This is a genomic window from Streptomyces sp. SID5643 (genome assembly GCF_009872555.1).
Classification (GTDB): Bacteria; Actinomycetota; Actinomycetes; order Streptomycetales; family Streptomycetaceae; genus Streptomyces; species Streptomyces iakyrus.
On sequence record NZ_WWIC01000124.1, the window covers coordinates 37,252 to 53,745 of the forward strand.

General features: G+C 71.1%; 11 protein-coding genes and 2 riboswitches. Of the genes, 6 read left to right on the forward strand and 5 right to left on the reverse strand.

All coding sequences use genetic code 11. The features are described 5' to 3' along the window. Window positions 1-821: 821 nt before the first annotated feature. Window positions 822-1,487: an AAA family ATPase gene (locus tag GTY56_RS15725; RefSeq protein ID WP_161366041.1), complete on the reverse strand. Its 666-nt coding sequence runs from the start codon at window positions 1,485-1,487 to the stop codon at window positions 822-824. Window positions 1,488-1,709: 222 nt separating this feature from the next. Then, window positions 1,710-1,810, forward strand: a riboswitch (glycine riboswitch). Further along, a riboswitch (glycine riboswitch) is annotated at window positions 1,811-1,919 on the forward strand. A 40-nt stretch (window positions 1,920-1,959) separates the two neighbouring features. Between GTY56_RS15725 and gcvT the strand changes: the two genes are divergently transcribed. From gcvT to GTY56_RS15745, 4 genes are all read left to right on the forward strand, one after another. After that, window positions 1,960-3,081 (forward strand): glycine cleavage system aminomethyltransferase GcvT, encoded by a 1,122-nt coding sequence (gcvT, locus tag GTY56_RS15730; protein WP_161365990.1) that lies wholly within the window; start codon window positions 1,960-1,962, stop codon window positions 3,079-3,081. Window positions 3,082-3,184: 103 nt separating this feature from the next. Next, window positions 3,185-3,562 carry a glycine cleavage system protein GcvH gene (gcvH, locus tag GTY56_RS15735; protein ID WP_161365992.1) on the forward strand — a complete coding sequence of 126 codons (378 nt, stop codon included), beginning with the start codon at window positions 3,185-3,187 and terminating at the stop codon, window positions 3,560-3,562. Between the two features lie 9 nt (window positions 3,563-3,571). Further along, window positions 3,572-4,834: a serine hydroxymethyltransferase gene (glyA, locus tag GTY56_RS15740; RefSeq protein WP_161365993.1), complete on the forward strand. Its 1,263-nt coding sequence runs from the start codon at window positions 3,572-3,574 to the stop codon at window positions 4,832-4,834. 85 nt (window positions 4,835-4,919) lie between these two features. Continuing rightward, window positions 4,920-6,287, forward strand: coding sequence for an L-serine ammonia-lyase (locus GTY56_RS15745; protein WP_161365996.1), 1,368 nt, complete (start codon window positions 4,920-4,922; stop codon window positions 6,285-6,287). 65 nt (window positions 6,288-6,352) lie between these two features. Here the strand turns inward: GTY56_RS15745 and GTY56_RS15750 are convergent, their stop codons facing one another. The 4 genes from GTY56_RS15750 to GTY56_RS15765 form a co-directional block, all read right to left on the reverse strand. Then, the gene (locus tag GTY56_RS15750) at window positions 6,353-6,775 is read right to left on the reverse strand and encodes a class I SAM-dependent methyltransferase (RefSeq protein WP_524540105.1); all 423 of its coding nucleotides are present in this window, start codon (window positions 6,773-6,775) and stop codon (window positions 6,353-6,355) included. Window positions 6,776-6,856: 81 nt separating this feature from the next. Next, window positions 6,857-7,630 carry a hypothetical protein gene (locus tag GTY56_RS15755; protein WP_161365997.1) on the reverse strand — a complete coding sequence of 258 codons (774 nt, stop codon included), beginning with the start codon at window positions 7,628-7,630 and terminating at the stop codon, window positions 6,857-6,859. Between the two features lie 135 nt (window positions 7,631-7,765). Beyond that, window positions 7,766-8,167 (reverse strand): hypothetical protein, encoded by a 402-nt coding sequence (locus GTY56_RS15760; protein ID WP_161365998.1) that lies wholly within the window; start codon window positions 8,165-8,167, stop codon window positions 7,766-7,768. Between the two features lie 80 nt (window positions 8,168-8,247). Then, on the reverse strand, window positions 8,248-12,195 hold the full coding sequence (locus tag GTY56_RS15765) for a GDSL-type esterase/lipase family protein (protein WP_202510234.1): 3,948 nt from the start codon (window positions 12,193-12,195) through the stop codon (window positions 8,248-8,250). A gap of 809 nt (window positions 12,196-13,004) precedes the next feature. Here GTY56_RS15765 and GTY56_RS41330 point away from each other — a divergent pair. Then, window positions 13,005-15,197: an AAA family ATPase gene (locus GTY56_RS41330; protein ID WP_161366000.1), complete on the forward strand. Its 2,193-nt coding sequence runs from the start codon at window positions 13,005-13,007 to the stop codon at window positions 15,195-15,197. Continuing rightward, on the forward strand, window positions 15,194-16,423 hold the full coding sequence (locus GTY56_RS15775; RefSeq protein WP_161366001.1) for a 5-methylcytosine restriction system specificity protein McrC: 1,230 nt from the start codon (window positions 15,194-15,196) through the stop codon (window positions 16,421-16,423). The genes GTY56_RS41330 and GTY56_RS15775 overlap by 4 nt, the downstream gene beginning before the upstream one ends. The last annotated feature ends 71 nt before the right edge of the window (window positions 16,424-16,494 follow it).

The following is a 16,494-nucleotide window of genomic DNA, read 5'->3' on the forward strand; positions in this document are numbered from 1 at the left end:
CGGGATGAGGGGGTGGGGAGTGCGGGCGGATGCGGAGCCGGGCCGTCACCCCGGCCGCGCGCTCCTGTCCGGGTCCGGACCGGGACAGCGCCGCGACGGAGTGCACGACCGTAGGGGGAAGCTCTGAGTCCGGAAACCCCGCCCGCGGTTCGGTGACCGGTGGCGGTGCGCCGGGCCGACGGCCGGCGCGGGTGGCCGACACCACGGTGCCCGGCAACCCGGCGCCCCGCTCCACCAGCAGGCCCCGGTTCAGCGACAGCCGATGGCAGGCGCCGCGCTCCGTCGTCCGGCGCTCCGGGCCGGCGTCCGGCACCCCGGGCCGGCGTCAGGCGCCCCGGGCCGACGTCAGGCGTCAGGCGTCAGGCGTTCGATGGTCGGTGGCCAACGCCCCGGCAACTGGGGGCTGACGTCCCGGTCCAGCGGCAGACGCCAGGTCACCGACAGCCGCTGGCACGTGCCGCTCTCCGGCGTCCGGCGCTCCGGGCCGGCGTCAGGCGCCCCGGGCCGGCGTCCGGCACCCCGGGCCGGCGTCCGGCACCCCGGGCCGACGTCAGGCGTCAGGCGTTCGACGGTCGGTGGCCAACGCCCCGGCAACTGGGGGCTGACGTCCCGGTCCAGCGGCAGACGCCAGGTCACCGACAGCCGCTGGCACGTGCCGCTCTCCGGCGTCCATCGGCCGAGGCCCGGTCCAGCGGCAGGCGTCACGTGGCCGGCGTACCGGGGTCTCGCAACCGGCGGCCCCCGCAGCCGGGCAAGTCGCAGCCCCGCGGTGGACAGCCGTGGCCTGTCGCACCGTCACCTCCGTGCCCCCGCGCCGTCCCTCAGCCCGTGAAGCCGATTCTCCGGAGCGCGTTCGCCGCGTCGCGGTCGGCGAGGACGGCCGAACCGCAGCCGGAGGGGAGGTCGCCGCGTTCCACCGCGCGCAGGAGGCGGGTGCTGGCGGCGCGGTGGCGCAGGAACGCGTAGCGCGAGACGCCGCGGCCCCGGTCGCGCTGGCCGGCCAAGGCCTGCTCGGGGGTGACGTCGAGGAGGAGCAGGTGGAGCGTGCCGCCCCGGCGGCGGGCCTCACGGGCGAGCCAGCGGCGGACCCAGGCCTGGGTGCCGCAGTCGTGCACGACGACGCCCTCGCCGGTGCGCAGGGCGCGGCGCAGCCCGGCGTAGTGGGAGAGGCGGACGAACGGGCGGTAGAGCGCGTACGGCAGGGCCCGCGGCATGCGGCGGGCCCAGCGGTCACGGGTGTCCTGGGAGTCGACGCGCCGGCCCGGCACGGTGCGCCGCATCAGCGTGGACTTGCCGCTGCCGGGCAGGCCCGTGACCACGACCAGGTCGCGGGGGCCGAACAGCAGCGCGTGCGGGCCGCGGCCGGCGCGGTCGCGCAGATCACGGACGACCGGTGCCGGCGCCGGGGCGCGGACCGCCCGGGCCGGAACGGCCGGCTGCTCGGGCAGCGCGATGCCCGTCGTCGCGTACGCGGTGGTCCTGTTCACCGTGATCGTCCTCCCCTGGGGCCAGGTACGGAGTCCCATCCCCGCCGAGTGTAAAGAGAAGGTAATGCCGCAGGCCTCTCATTTACGTTCTCGTCCTGCAACAGGGCTGCTACAGGTCGCGGTGTCCGGCGGGCGGGACTCGTGCACTCCCTGGGAAAGGTCCCCCTGCCGCGCCGGAAGGATGCGTGCAATGATGTGCGCGCCAACTGCATACCGGCCGTTTGAATCCGCGCGGGAGAGTCCCCAGCAGCCGCAAGAGCTGGGGCGCCGAAGGAGCAAGTCCCTCCCTTGAATCTCTCAGGCCCCGTTACCGCGCGGGCGAGGCACATCTGAAAAGCGAGTCACCGGCCACCGGTGGCTCCACCCAAGGTGCAAGCCGTGTCCCGTGTGGTCATGGCGAACCTCTCAGGTTCCGATGACAGATGGGGAGGACCGACCTCGCCCGTGTCATGCATCTGGGAGACGACCGACCGTGAGCAGTACAGGAGAACTCCGTCACACCGCGCTCGATGCCCTGCATCGTTCGCTCGGCGCGACGATGACCGACTTCGCCGGCTGGGACATGCCCCTGCGCTACGGCTCCGAGCGCGACGAGCACATCGCCGTACGCACAAAGGCCGGCCTCTTCGACCTCTCCCACATGGGTGAGATCACCGTCACCGGCCCGCAGGCCTCCGCCCTGCTGGACTTCGCCCTGGTGGGCAACATCGGCGGCGTGAAGCCGGGCCGCGCCCGCTACACCATGATCTGCCGGGCCGACGGCGGCATCCTGGACGACCTGATCGTCTACCGCCTGGGCGAGACCGAGTACATGGTGGTCGCCAACGCCTCCAACGCCCAGGTCGTCCTGGACGCGCTGACCGAGCGCGCCGCCGGCTTCGACGCCGAGGTGCGTGACGACCGGGACGCCTACGCGCTGATCGCCGTCCAGGGTCCGGAGTCGTCCGGGATCCTGGCGTCCCTGACCGACGCCGACCTCGACGGCCTGAAGTACTACGCCGGGCTGCCCGGCACGGTCGCGGGCGTGCCGGCCCTGATCGCCCGGACCGGTTACACCGGCGAGGACGGCTTCGAGCTGTTCGTGAAGCCCGAGCACGCGGTCGAGCTGTGGCAAGCCCTGACCAAGGCCGGCGAGGGCGTCGGCCTCGTGCCCTGCGGTCTCTCCTGCCGCGACACGCTGCGCCTGGAGGCGGGCATGCCGCTGTACGGGCACGAGCTGTCGACCTCCCTCACGCCCTTCGACGCCGGCCTCGGACGGGTGGTGAAGTTTGAGAAGGAGGGCGACTTCGTGGGCCGCGCGGCCCTGCGTGAGGCCGCGGAGAACGCGAACCACGAGCCGCCGCGCGTCCTGGTCGGCCTGATCGCCGAGGGCCGCCGGGTCCCCCGCGCCGGGTACGCCGTCGTCGCCGAGGGCAAGGTGATCGGCGAGGTCACCTCCGGGGCCCCCTCCCCCACACTGGGCAAGCCGATCGCGATGGCCTACGTCGACGCCGTGTACTCCACGCCGGGCACGGCCGGTGTCGGTGTGGACATCCGGGGCAGTCACGAGCCGTACGAGGTCGTGGCGCTGCCGTTCTACCAGCGTCAGAAGTAGACACTGGCCGAAGGGCCGCGACAGCGCCCCCGAGCCCGTCGTCCCAGCTCACCAGCAGTCCCCCCTTCCACAGCACTCCCGCGCGTACAGGAGAATCCAGGCCATGAGCAACCCCAAAGAGCTGCGCTACAGCAAGGAGCACGAGTGGCTGTCGGCCGCCGAGGGCGGCGTGTCGACGGTCGGCATCACGGAGCACGCGGCCAACGCGCTCGGCGATGTGGTGTTCGTCCAGCTTCCCGAGGTCGGTGACGCGGTGTCCGCCGGTGAGACCTGCGGCGAGCTGGAGTCGACCAAGTCGGTGTCCGACCTGTACTCCCCGGTCTCCGGTGAGGTCATCGAGGTCAACGAGGACGTCGTGAACGACCCGTCCCTGGTGAACTCGGCCCCCTTCGAGGGCGGCTGGCTGTTCAAGGTGCGGATCACGGACGAGCCGGCCGACCTGCTCTCCGCCGACGAGTACACCGCGTTCTCCGCGGGCTGAGGGAGTCGTATGTCCGTCCTGAACACACCCCTGCACGAGCTCGACCCGGCGGTCGCCGCGGCGGTCGACGCCGAGCTGCACCGCCAGCAGTCCACGCTGGAGATGATCGCCTCGGAGAACTTCGCTCCGGTCGCGGTCATGGAGGCGCAGGGCTCGGTCCTCACCAACAAGTACGCCGAGGGCTACCCGGGCCGCCGCTACTACGGCGGCTGCGAGCACGTCGACGTGGTCGAGCAGATCGCGATCGACCGCATCAAGGAGCTGTTCGGCGCCGAGCACGCCAACGTCCAGCCGCACTCGGGCGCCCAGGCCAACGCGGCCGCGATGTTCGCGCTGCTCAAGCCGGGCGACACCATCATGGGTCTGAACCTCGCGCACGGCGGGCACCTGACCCACGGCATGAAGATCAACTTCTCCGGCAAGCTCTACGACGTCGTCGCCTACCACGTGGGCGACGACGGCCGGGTCGACATGGCCGAGGTGGAGCGGCTGGCGAAGGAGTCCCGGCCGAAGCTGATCGTCGCCGGCTGGTCGGCGTACCCGCGGCAGCTGGACTTCGCGGAGTTCCGCCGGATCGCCGACGAGGTCGGCGCGTACCTCATGGTGGACATGGCCCACTTCGCCGGTCTTGTCGCGGCCGGGCTGCACCCCAACCCGGTGCCGCACGCCCACGTGGTCACCACCACCACCCACAAGACCCTGGGCGGCCCCCGCGGCGGTGTGATCCTCTCCACGGCCGAACTGGCCAAGAAGATCAACTCCGCCGTCTTCCCCGGTCAGCAGGGCGGCCCGCTGGAGCACGTGATCGCCGCCAAGGCCGTCGCCTTCAAGGTCGCCGCCTCGGAGGACTTCAAGGAGCGCCAGCGCCGTACGCTGGACGGTGCCCGCATCCTGGCCGAGCGCCTGGTGAAGGACGACGTCCGGGCGGTGGGCGTGGACGTCCTGTCCGGCGGCACGGACGTGCACCTGGTCCTGGTCGACCTGCGCCATTCGGAACTGGACGGCCAGCAGGCCGAGGACCGCCTCCACGAGGTGGGCATCACCGTCAACCGGAACGCGATCCCGAACGACCCGCGTCCGCCGATGGTGACGTCCGGTCTGCGGATCGGCACACCGGCCCTGGCGACCCGGGGCTTCGGCACCGAGGACTTCGCGGAGGTCGCGGACGTCATCGCCGAAGCGCTGAAGCCCGCCTACGACGCGCAGGCCCTCAAGGCCCGGGTGAAGGCCCTGGCCGACAAGCACCCGCTGTACCCGGGTCTGAACAAGTAACGAAGAAACCTTTCGGGTGCCGCGCCCGCCACAAGCGGTCGCGGCACCCACCCCCTCTGCACCACCCCGTAGTCAGGAGTTCCCCGTGGCCATCTCGGTCTTCGACCTGTTCTCGATCGGCATCGGCCCGTCCAGCTCCCACACCGTCGGCCCCATGCGGGCGGCCGGCCTGTTCGTCCGGCGGCTGCGCAACGAGGGGCTTCTGGGGTCCGTCGCCTCGGTCCGCTCGGAGCTGTACGGCTCGCTCGGCGCGACCGGACACGGCCACGGCACGCCCAAGGCGGTGCTGCTCGGCCTGGAGGGCGACTCGCCCCGCACGGTCGACGTGGCGAGCGCGGACGAGCGGGTGGAGGCGATCAGGACCGGCGGGCGGCTGAACCTGCTCGGCGAGCACGAGATCGCGTTCTCCTTCGACGACGACATGGTCCTGCACCGCCGCAAGGCCCTGCCGTACCACGCGAACGGCATGACGCTGTGGGCGTACGACGCCTCGGGCGCGGAGCTGCTGACGAAGACGTACTACTCGGTCGGCGGCGGTTTCGTCGTCGACGAGGACGCGGTCGGGGCGGACCGCATCAAGCTCGACGACACCGTGCTGAAGTACCCCTTCCGCACGGGTGACGAGCTGCTGCGCCTGACCGAGGAGACGGGCCTGTCCATCTCCGCGCTGATGCTGGAGAACGAGCGGGCCTGGCGCACCGAGGAGGAGATCCGCGCGGGACTGCTGGAGATCTGGCAGGTCATGCGGGACTGCGTGGCGCGCGGACTGTCCCAGGAGGGCATCCTGCCCGGCGGTCTCAAGGTGCGCCGCCGGGCCGCGAACACCGCGCGCAAGCTGCGCTCCGAGGGCGACCCGCTGGCCCTCTCCATGGAGTGGATCACCCTCTACGCCATGGCGGTCAACGAGGAGAACGCCGCCGGCGGCCGGGTCGTCACCGCCCCCACCAACGGCGCCGCCGGGATCATCCCGGCGGTCCTGCACTACTACATGAACTTCGTGCCGGGCGCCGACGAGGAGGGCGTGGTCCGCTTCCTGCTCGCCGCGGGCGCGATCGGCATGCTCTTCAAGGAGAACGCCTCCATCTCCGGCGCCGAGGTCGGCTGCCAGGGCGAGGTCGGCTCCGCCTGCTCCATGGCCGCGGGCGCCCTGGCCGAGGTCCTCGGCGGCTCGCCCGAGCAGGTCGAGAACGCCGCCGAGATCGGCATGGAGCACAACCTCGGGCTCACCTGCGACCCGGTCGGCGGCCTGGTCCAGATCCCCTGCATCGAACGCAACGGCATGGCCGCGGTCAAGGCCGTCACGGCCGCCCGCATGGCGATGCGCGGCGACGGCTCCCACAAGGTGTCCCTGGACAAGGTCATCAAGACGATGAAGGACACCGGCGCGGACATGTCGGTGAAGTACAAGGAGACGGCCCGGGGCGGGCTGGCGGTGAACATCATCGAGTGCTAGGGCCCGGCCTGTCCGGCGACAGGGGGCCTTCACGTCCCGGCGCGGCGGAACTCACGGTTTGTGGGTCACCCGGAGCAGTTCCGCCGGCCAGCGGTGTGCCCAGTCGGGTGGGTCGGTCTCGTTGTGGCCGTTGCGTGTTCCAGGTCGAAGCTGTCGGCGGCGAAGGGGAGTTGTTCGGCGGCGCCTTGCACCAGCGGGTAGCGGGCCGCTCCCGTCGCGCGGGACGCGGCGGCGAGTTGGGCTTCGGACAGGTCGAGCCCGACCACGGTGGCGCCCTCGGAGGCGAGCGCCCTGGACCACTGGCCGGCGCCGCAGCCGAGTTCGAGGACGCGCTTGCCGGTGACGTCGCCCAGGGCGTGCAGATGCGCGTCGGGGACGGAGTACATGCCCCACAGCCGGGGTTCGGCGCCGATCTGCGGGTCGTGCTCGTGCTGGTGGGCACTGCTGATCCGGTTCCAGAGCCGCCGGTTGGCGGGGATGCTGTCCACGTGCCGACTCCAGCACTGCCTGGCGGCGGCGGTCAACACGATGAGGGCACTGTCCGGCGCTCGCCGTGGGTCACCTCCGGGTCAGCACGAGGACGCGGGAACCGCGGTGGCGGGACCCCGGCCGGCGCCGTCGGGGACGGGCCGGGTGAAGCGGTAGCACTGGCAGGTCCCTGCGTGTGAGCTGGAGACGAGGACGAAGACTGTCGTCGTGTCCCCTTCCGGCACCACCTTGTTGACGTCGAAGGAACGCCGTTGCGTGGGGTCGAGGGCGTTCTGGATGCCGTCGGGCGTCAGGTCGTCGGCGTCCATGCCGGAGATACGCGTCAGGGCCAGGCGGACCCTGTGACCGATCTGGGTGCTCGGACGGCACGTGGCATCGTCGCGCTCGGACACCTGCGACGTCCACCCCTGGCCGGGGTGCCGGGTGAACGTGAACACGAAGCAGCCGGTCACCCGGCCGGATCCGCCACCGGGAAGGATGGCCTTTGCATCGTAGTGAGCAGCTGATGCGGCCGTGGCGGTGAACTCGCGGCGGGACGCATCGTAGGTGATGACCGGAGCTTTGGAGTGCTGCCAGACGACGCCGGTCAGGGCGTCGACGTCGGTGGTACCGCTCGCGTCGAGCGCTCGGTCCGTGGCGCCCGCCCGGGCACGGGCCTGCTTCTCGATCGCTGCGCGTGCCCGTTCCCTGCGCTCGCTGTTGACGTTCCCGTCATGCCAGTGCCGGTACCACAACCAGGAGACGGGTATGCCGAGAACGGTGATCAGCACGATCAGGAGGGTCAGGCAGCCGGTGGTCACGAGGCGGTTCGCCCGCCCCGTGACCACCGCACCGCCGGTTGTCTCAGACCCCACTGGCTGCCTTTGTATCCGATACCGGCCAGGCGGGAGTGTGTAGCTGACCACACCTGGTGTGCCGGTTCCAGCCTGAGGGACGTCGTGGAGCGGACTCAGCCAGTGGGCAGTCCGGTCTGCTTCGCAGCACTTGGATCAGATGACGTCGCACTTTTCCAGCGGAGTCGTCCTCGTCTGCGGTAAGCCCTCGGCGCCCTTCCGGAGCACGACGGAGTAGCAGCGGTAGGCCCGGGAGTACGAGACACCGAACATGCTCGTGTCCTCGTACTCCCCGAAGAAGCGGACGGTGGTGGTCAGCGAGTCCTCCGAGCGCGCGTAGGAGAGCAGCCTGCCGTCGTGCCGCTCGGCGATGCCCCGAACGGCTTCTTGACCGGGGAAGCCGTTCGGGGCTGCCGCCACGTCTTGCGCGTACGAGCGGGCCAGCGTTGCTGTCCGGCCCAGGGCTTCTTCCTTGTTTCGCTCGTTCGCGCGTTCCTGGCGGTAGTGCATGACCATGAGAACCGCAGCCGCAATCAGGACCGTGAGGATGGGCACCATGATGGCGGCGAGACACCCTGGGGACGGCACCGTGACACGGCTCTGCCGCGCCACGGTGCCGTGATGGGACATGTCCCTGTTCACCGGCCCTGTCGAGTGGCCGCTGACAGGGGGCCGGCTGCCATGAACGCCTGTGCGTAGGCGCTCGTTCCGGTCTGGTTCGGGTGGTAGCTCTCACGGCTGAGGCAGGTGTCCCCGGTGAACCACCAGCAGAGCTGCGTGTTCTTGTCACCGTGGTGGAAGTCGCCGTCACCGTTCGGCCCTGCCACGACCCCGTTGATGCCTTCCGGTGAATCACAGATCCGCTTGCCCTCGAACGCCGGCTGCGGCGACTTGTACCGGACATTGGATGCACTCATCGAGAGCGCGAGCTCGCGCTGCTTGCTCTCGAAGTACTCGGCCATACCGTTCAGGATGACACGTTGTGAGGCACTGACCAAGGTTGAGCAGGCCTGAGTGCGGCTGAAGAGCAAGGGGTAACCCATCAGCGAGATCGTCGCGTTCGGCGCATGGGCGTGGATCTGTTCCAGCACCGTGCGAGTCTCGGCCACGGCATTGTCGATGTCTGCCTTCATCGATGCCTCCGACGGGCACCCTTCCATGACACATGTCTGGATCTTGTTGTCGAATCGCGCGTCGTTTCCACCGATGGTCAGCATGACCAGAGTGGTGTCGGCGCTGAGCGCCCCTGAGTCGATCTGGGTCTTCTCGTGGAAGTTCCCGTCGAGCCCCCAGCCGTTGGGGGGGTCTCCCTCGGTCATCTGGGCGGTCTTGGCTCCGGAGCAGGCGGTGAACTGGAAGCCCAGAGCCGGATCGAAGCTGTCCGCGAGTGCACCGATGCTCTTCGTCTGGCCCGGGAGAGTCACCTTGCGGGGCCACGCGTTGGGGCTGCGCCGGCAGGCGTTCCAGCTGCTCTTGCCGTGGCCCCTGTCGGACTCGGGTGAATAGGATCCGGCACCTTCACCGGAGGTGTAGGAGTCCCCCATGGCGACGACCATGTGCTTCGGCTTGCCGGACAGCGGCTGGAAGGCGACGGCGTCCCAGGCGACGTCCTCGTCCGCGGTGCCGTCGGCGGTGGTGTTCGTCAGCTCCACCCGCGGGGTGCCGGTGAAGCGGTAGACGCCGAGTTCGACCCAGGTGTTCTTGCTGAAGTGGGTGTTGACGTAGCGGTGGCGGTCACCGCCCGCGACTCCCTTGATCACGTAGCGGGCCTGCTGGGTGTGCGCCCCGGTGTCCGGCATGTGCGCGTAGACGCGGGCCCATTCGACACTGCGGCCGAGGGTCCAGGTGCCGTCGATGGTCATCCGGCCGCCGGGGCCGCCGAGATGTGCGGCGTCACGGGTGTGCGTGTACCAGAAGTGGCCGCCGTGCCCGCCGCCGATCTGGTGCAGGTCGCCCTTGGCCTCGTAGGGGCCCAGTCCCGGCCCGGTGGCCGCCGGGTTGGGGTGGAACGTGAACTGGAAGGTCCCGGTGTCGGTGCCCGACGGTCCGCAGGAGCTGTAGGTGTCGAGGTTGTCCGGGACGGACTCCACGATCAGCGCCCCGCCCGGGGCGGCGCCGCACTCCGGCGTGCCGTGCTTCAGCCGAGTGCCGCGGCCCGGCTCCTCGCGCAGCGTGACGTACTTGATGCTCTCGTTGCCGCAGTCGGCGTCGCAGTTCGCTTTCCACGTCACGTTCGAGCCTCGCCACCAGTACTTCTCGTAGCACTTGGCGTCGGGGCAGTCCGGCGGGCTGGCGGAGTTGCAGTTGTTGGTGGTGTTGCAGAACGCGTCCAGTGGCGGCTTGACCCGGTCGCGCTGGCCCGGGTTGATCCACCAGGCGGGCCGGAAGCCGGCGCTGGAGAACCCGGACTCGCCGGGCCAGTCCTGGCGCCCGTCGGTGGCATAGGAGTACCCGGTGTCCATGGACCAGGCGGCCCAGCCCATGACCTTCTCCTGGTACGGCCAGTTCTGGGGCTTGGCGGCGTCACGCGGGTCGGACATGAAGGGGTGCCGCGAGGCCGGGTAGGACGGGTTCGCGGGGTTGTTGTACCACCCCAGGCCCCATGGTTTGCCGTCGCCCTTGTTCTCGTTGAAGCCGAGGTTGTAGTTCCACAGCGCGGCGAACCAGTTCTCCGGCTTCGACGGGTCGTCGTTGTTGACGGTGATGGTCTGCCCGGCGGTGTGCACCTGGTTCCACTTGTCCGCGAGGATGTACATCGACGCGGCGATGTTGACCGCGTAGTCCAGGGCCACGGCTTTCTGCTTCGCCGGAGGCAGGGAGGTCTCGCCGGGCTTCTCCAGGCCGGCGAGGCGCATGCCGTCGGTGACCTGGCCGACGCCGTAGCCGCAGTCCGACTGGTTCCAGTTGATCCTCCAGTACGCCTCGGACGTCTCCCCCTTGTGCCCGTAGAAGCCCGCGATCGCGGCCTGCGGGTTGCCCATCTGGCCGGGGATGGCGCCGCCTTCGGCCTGCCACAGGTTCGACTCCTGGGCGAGCACACCGAGCAGCACCTGCGCGGGGATACGCGCGCCGGCCTTCCCCTTCAGCGTCGGGGCCGGGAACAGTCCCTGCGGGTCGACGGTGCCCAGGCCCGAGCGCCAGCCGCCCTGCTTGATCCACTTGGAGCGCAGCTCGCCGCGGATCGCCATGTTGACGGCCCACTCGACCTGGTTCGGAGTGGGTTGCAGCGCGAGCTGCTTGACGTCGTTGCGGGGGATGGAGCACCAGCGGTCGGTGTCGACCGGATTGTGCGGGTCGGCCGCCTGTGCCGCCCGCCCGCTCCTCCCGGTCGCTCGCCCGCTCTTGCCGGCCGCACCCAGGGCGGGTGAGAAGGACTCGTTGCCGGTGCCGCCGGTGGTGTCGGCGAGCGTCTGCTTGATCTTCTCGCCGGTCGTGGTCGCGACACCGGTCACGACCGGCGGCGCGGGATCCCCGTCGGTGGGGTCCTGGGACGTGCGCGCCCGCGACGGGGGTTCGGCCCTGGTGAAGCCCTTGCCCGCGTTCCCGATCCTCTCCAGGCCCGCACGCACGCCGGGCATGAGCACGGGGTCGACGGCCAGGCGGCCGTGGCTGGACACGTCGGTGTCCGCCGGGACGTCCAGGCGCGCCACCGCGGTGCCCGTGAGCTTCGTGTCCGTGGCCTCGCCGGTGAGGAAGGCCCGGCCCCCGGTCCCCTGTTCGAGGGCCAGATCGCCGAGCTTGCCCGAACCGAGCGTCGACGGTGCGCCCCGGCCCTTCGACAGCTTGGCGCGAGCCGTGCCGCCCCTGTGGTCGAGGAAGGCGATCCCCTTGCCGGTGGGGCGGATGTCGAACGGCACGCTGTCCGCGGCGGCCAGCTTGCGGAGTTTCCCGTCGACGGGGTCGACGTGGACCAGGTGACGGCCGTGGGCGGCGACCAGGCCGTCCTTCACCGGCACGGCCGAGGTCACCTGTCCGGTGACGGTGGTATCGCTGGTCGTCCTGCCGCCGGTGTCGACGGTGACGAGCCGGGTCCTGCTGTCGCGGGACGCGGTGAAGGCCGCCGTGCGCGTCTCTGGGTTGCACGAGGGGTCGAAGTAGGCCAGCGAAGCGGTGAACGGCAGCTTCGTGACCCGGCCGGACTTCAGGTCGACGACCGCGGTGAACGCCCCGCCCTGCATCAGGTCCGGCTTGTTCGTGAACGTACGCGGGGCGTACACGACCGCGGCGTGATCACGGTCCATGACGCAGGAGTTGCCGATCCAGGTGTCCGCCGGCATGCCGGGCTCCGCCAGCGAGGCGACGGTCCGCCACCGGTAGGCGTCCTCGCTGTCGGCCACAAGGATCTTGAAGCCGTCGCTGTCCGCCGCGGTGGTCACGGCCCGGTCCGCCGAGGTCTTCCAGCCCTTTCCCAGCTTCTCGCCGGGATCCGGCACCCGGGCCGGCGGATCGGACGCCGGGTTCCCGGACGGCTTCGGGTCGGGGGGACTGGTCTCGGCGAACGCCGGGGCGGCTTGTATGAGCCCGGTCAGGACCGCGGTGGCCGCGAGGCCCGCGATCCCGGCACGGCCCGGTCTGCGAACTTTCAACTGCCGTCCTCCAATTGAGATTCTTCGGGCAGGGATGAGGGACCGGCGCGGCCTTCCGGGAGACGGGAGGCCGTGGCGGTCGACGAACGGCACGGGAACGCCGGTCAGGAGCCGGTCCACGTGAAGGAGGCGTTCTCGCCGTGGACCTCGAGAACGTGCCGATGGTCTCGTTCGGGCTCGGCTCGTCCTGCGCGCCCTTGTAGCCGCTGCGGTGGAGACGGGGCCGCTGTACGCCGATGTACTGAGAGTGGTGGTTCCTCGCGGAAGCGGCGTTGTTCTCGATCCTCTGGTGCCGGCATGCCGCCGGCCGATGAGCCGCCGTCAGCGGCGGCCGGCGTGGGCGATGCTGCCGCTGTGAGAGATCTTCTCCCTGACCCATCCGCTTCCGGACGGCGTCCTCACCTGGACACGGGTCGGCACCGAAGGCGACTGCCGGAATCGTGGCATGACGAACTCCCCTCCCCCGTAGCGGCGCCGGTTCCCCCGGGCGCGCACTGAAGTCGTGCCGTAGCGGGTGGTCATGTCCCGCCGAGCACAGCAGTCACCATAGCCACAGGCCTACAGCGGGTAACAAGGGTTTGGTCCGGGCTCCCGCCCCGGCTGGCGTGAAGCAGTTGCACAAGAAAGCGCACATTCCGACGCCCCACCTGTGTGATTCCTGTGAACTGCGTGATGCAGGTCGGCCGAAAGTCGCCCGTGAAGATGAGGGGCCCGTTGCTGAACAACCACGGGCCGGACCGGACATGCCGACCCGCACCCGCACGGTGCCCCCTAAGCTGGGCCCGTCGAGCACCTGGGGGTGGGGCACAGTGGCGAGGCGGCCGGAGAGTACCGATGTCGTGGCGGCGGTGCGGCGGGTCTTCCGCGACGGGCTGATCAGCGGGAAGTCCGCCTTCGCCGAGGAGATCCCGGCCTGGACCGGGGCGACGGCCTCGGATCTGCGCAGACGGTTCGTGGACCGGCCGGACGAGTCCTCGGACACCTTCCTGGTCAAACTGCGCCGGCAGCTCGACGGCGCCCCGGACGCGACCGTCGTGCTCGCCGCCGAGTTGCTGTTCGTGAACATGGCCCCGCTGGTGCCCGAGCAGATCGGGCCGGCCAAGAAGCGGCAGATCCTCGACGAGGTGCTGTCCTGGGCCGGCCGCCCGGTGACCCTTCCGGCGGATCTGGAGCCGGGCCTGACGGGCTTCCTCAACGGCGGCCAGGGCTTCCTCAACTACCGGTGGGCGCAGTTCCAGATCCTGGTACTGCTGGTGGAGCGGCTCGCGGGAACGACCGCTGCGGAGCGCGAGGCGATGTTGCAGGACCCGCCGGCGTTCAGGGCCCTGTGCCTGGACATCCAGGAATCGGTCGGGCACAAGAAGGGACGGGCGCAGATCCACGTCCTGCTGTTCCTGCTCTTCCCGGACTTCTACCAGCCGATCGCCAGCGCCCACCACAAGCAGGAGATCGTCAAGGCGTTCGCGGACGAGCTGCCCGAACCCACCGGAGACGACGACCTCGACCTGCTGGAGCTGTGCCGCACGCTCCGGGAACAGACCGGACAAGCGGTCGACTTCTACGACGAGCCCTGGGTCGGCCGATGGCGCAAGGGTGCCGTGGAGCACGAGCAGCGCGGCTGGCTGGTGCGCGGGTACAACGTCGACGGACGCAACTTCATCCCGGACTGGCTCCGGCAGGGCTACTGCTCGATGTCCTGGCGCGAGATCCCCGACATCCCCGCCGGCTCCGCCAAGCGGGACGTCCAGCGGGCCGTTGCCGAGGCGATGCCCGAGGCCGGCGCCCAACTGCGCGGACAGGCCGCGTACCAGCTGCACGTCTTCCTCACCCTGATGCAGCCGGGCGACCTGGTCGTCACCGTCACTCCGGACGAGGTGCACGTCGGCACGGTCCAGGGCCCGGCGGAGTACGACACCTCGGACGGCCCGGACAACGCCCGGCGCCGGCCGGTGAGCTGGGCCACCGCCGAGCGGCCGCTCGTCCGCGCGGAGCTGCCCGAGCGGGTGCAGGCCCGGCTGCCGCTGCCGCCGACCCTCTACGACGTCAGCAGCATCGCCGCCGAACTCGCCGAGCGGGCCGGCCTGGAGGACGTCGTCGCCGAGGAACTCGTCGACGTCGACGTCACCAAGCCGCTCGAACTGCCCCCCGTCACCGAGGAGCTGGCCGCGCGGCTGCTGATGCCGCTGGACTGGCTCCGGGAGACCGCCGAACAGCTCCAGGAGCAGGGGCAGCTCGTCTTCCACGGCCCGCCCGGCACCGGGAAGACCTACCTGGCCCGCGCCCTCGCCCGGCACCTGGCCGGACCCGACCGGGTCGAGCTCGTGCAGTTCCACCCCTCGTACACGTACGAGGACTTCTTCGAGGGCTTCCGTCCCGTCCGGGGCGAGAACGGCTCGGTGGTGTTCGACGTCGTGCCCGGGCCGTTCCGGCTGCTCGCCGAGCGTGCCGCGAAGGACCCGTCCAACCCGTACGTCCTGGTCGTCGACGAGATCAACCGGGCCAACCTGGCGAAGGTCTTCGGCGAGCTGTACTTCCTGCTGGAGTACCGCGAGGAGCCCGTCACCACCCAGTACAGCCCGCAGGCCCCGTTCACCCTGCCGGGCAACCTGTTCCTCGTCGGCACGATGAACACCGCCGACCGTTCGATCGCCCTGGTCGACGCGGCGATGCGGCGCCGGTTCGCGTTCCGCCGCCTCTCCCCCGAGAAGCCGCCGGTCCGGGGCCTGCTGGACCGCTGGCTGCGGGAGCGCGGTCTGCCCGACACCGCCGCCCGGCTGCTGGACGAGCTCAACTCCCGGCTCGGGGACGCCGACCGGGCCATCGGGCCGTCGTACCTGATGAAGCCCGCCGCGGTCCGGCCCGACGGGCTCGACCTCGTCTGGCGCACCCAGATCCTGCCCCTGCTGGAGGACCAGCTCTACGGCACCGGGACGGACGTGGAGGAGGAGTACGGCCTGCCCGCGCTGCGTGCGGCGCTGGGGCGGGCCCCGGAGGAGGCGTGACCGGCCTCCTCCTCACCGTTCCGGAGACCGGCCCCGGCCTCGTGCGGGAGCTCACGGGCGACCAGCTCGCCGGACTGCTCGCCGTGCCCGGCCTGGTGCGCCTGACCCCCGCGGCCGGCGGACGCTGGCGGCTGCGCGGGAACCAGAAGGCCGGGCTGGTCCGGCTGCGCACCCCCTCCGGCGGGACTGTCCAGCTCCACCTGCGCCCCAAACTCCCCGTGCGGGACCTGCTGTTCCTGCTCTCCTACTCCTCCGACGACCCCTGGCGGTCCGAGCCGGTCGACGCGGCCGAGTCGGACGGACTCCTCCCCGCGGTCGCCGACCTGCTCGCCCGCACCGCACGCCGCACGCTCGACACCGGGGTGCTGCACGGCTACCGCACGGTCGAGGAGGACCTGCCCCTGATCCGCGGCCGGATCCGCACGGCGGACCAGCTGCGCCGCGTCGGCCTGCCGCTGCCCGTCGCCGTGCGCTACGACGACCACACCCCCGACATCGCCGAGAACCGCGTCCTGCTCACGGCCCTGAGCCTGGCCGCCCGGCTGCCGGGCCTTCCCGTCCGGACGCGGCAGGCCCTGCACCACCTCACCGGCCGGCTCACGGGCGTCCGCCCCCTCCGCCCGGGCGCGCCGCTGCCCCACTGGACACCGAACCGCCTCAACTCCCGCTATACGCGGGTGCTGCGGCTCGCGGAGCTGGTGCTGTCCGCCCGTTCCGTCCAGCCGGAAGGCGGCAGCCCCGTCACGGCGGAGGGCTTCCTGCTCGACCTGCCGGACGTGTTCGAGCGGTTCCTCACGACGGCGCTCGGCGAGGTCCTGGCCCGCCGGGGTCTGCGGTGCGCCGGGCAGGAGGGGCACCACCGGCTGGACGAGGCCCGCCGGGTGCGGCTGCGGCCGGACATCGTGCTGTACCGGGCGGGCCGTCCGGTGTCCGTCGTCGACGCGAAGTACGTGTTCCTCGACAGGGCCGCGCCCTCCACCGACCACCTCGGCCAGCTGCTCGGCTACTGCACCGCGCTCGGCCTGCCGCACGGCCATCTGGTGTATGCCGCCACCACCCAGGACGGACCCACGGACCACGTCATCCGCCGCTCCGGCATCACCGTCACCGCCCACACCCTGGACCTCGCCCTCCCACCGGCCGGGCTCCTGTCAGCCGTGGCGGACCTGGCGGACCGGATCACCGCCACGGCGGCAGGCACCCCCTCCACGGCCCACGGAAGTTGACGTTCCGCTCTCGGGCAACGGCAGCCCGTGCCATGGTGTTGGGACCCGACTCCCCCTCCCCCACGAGCACT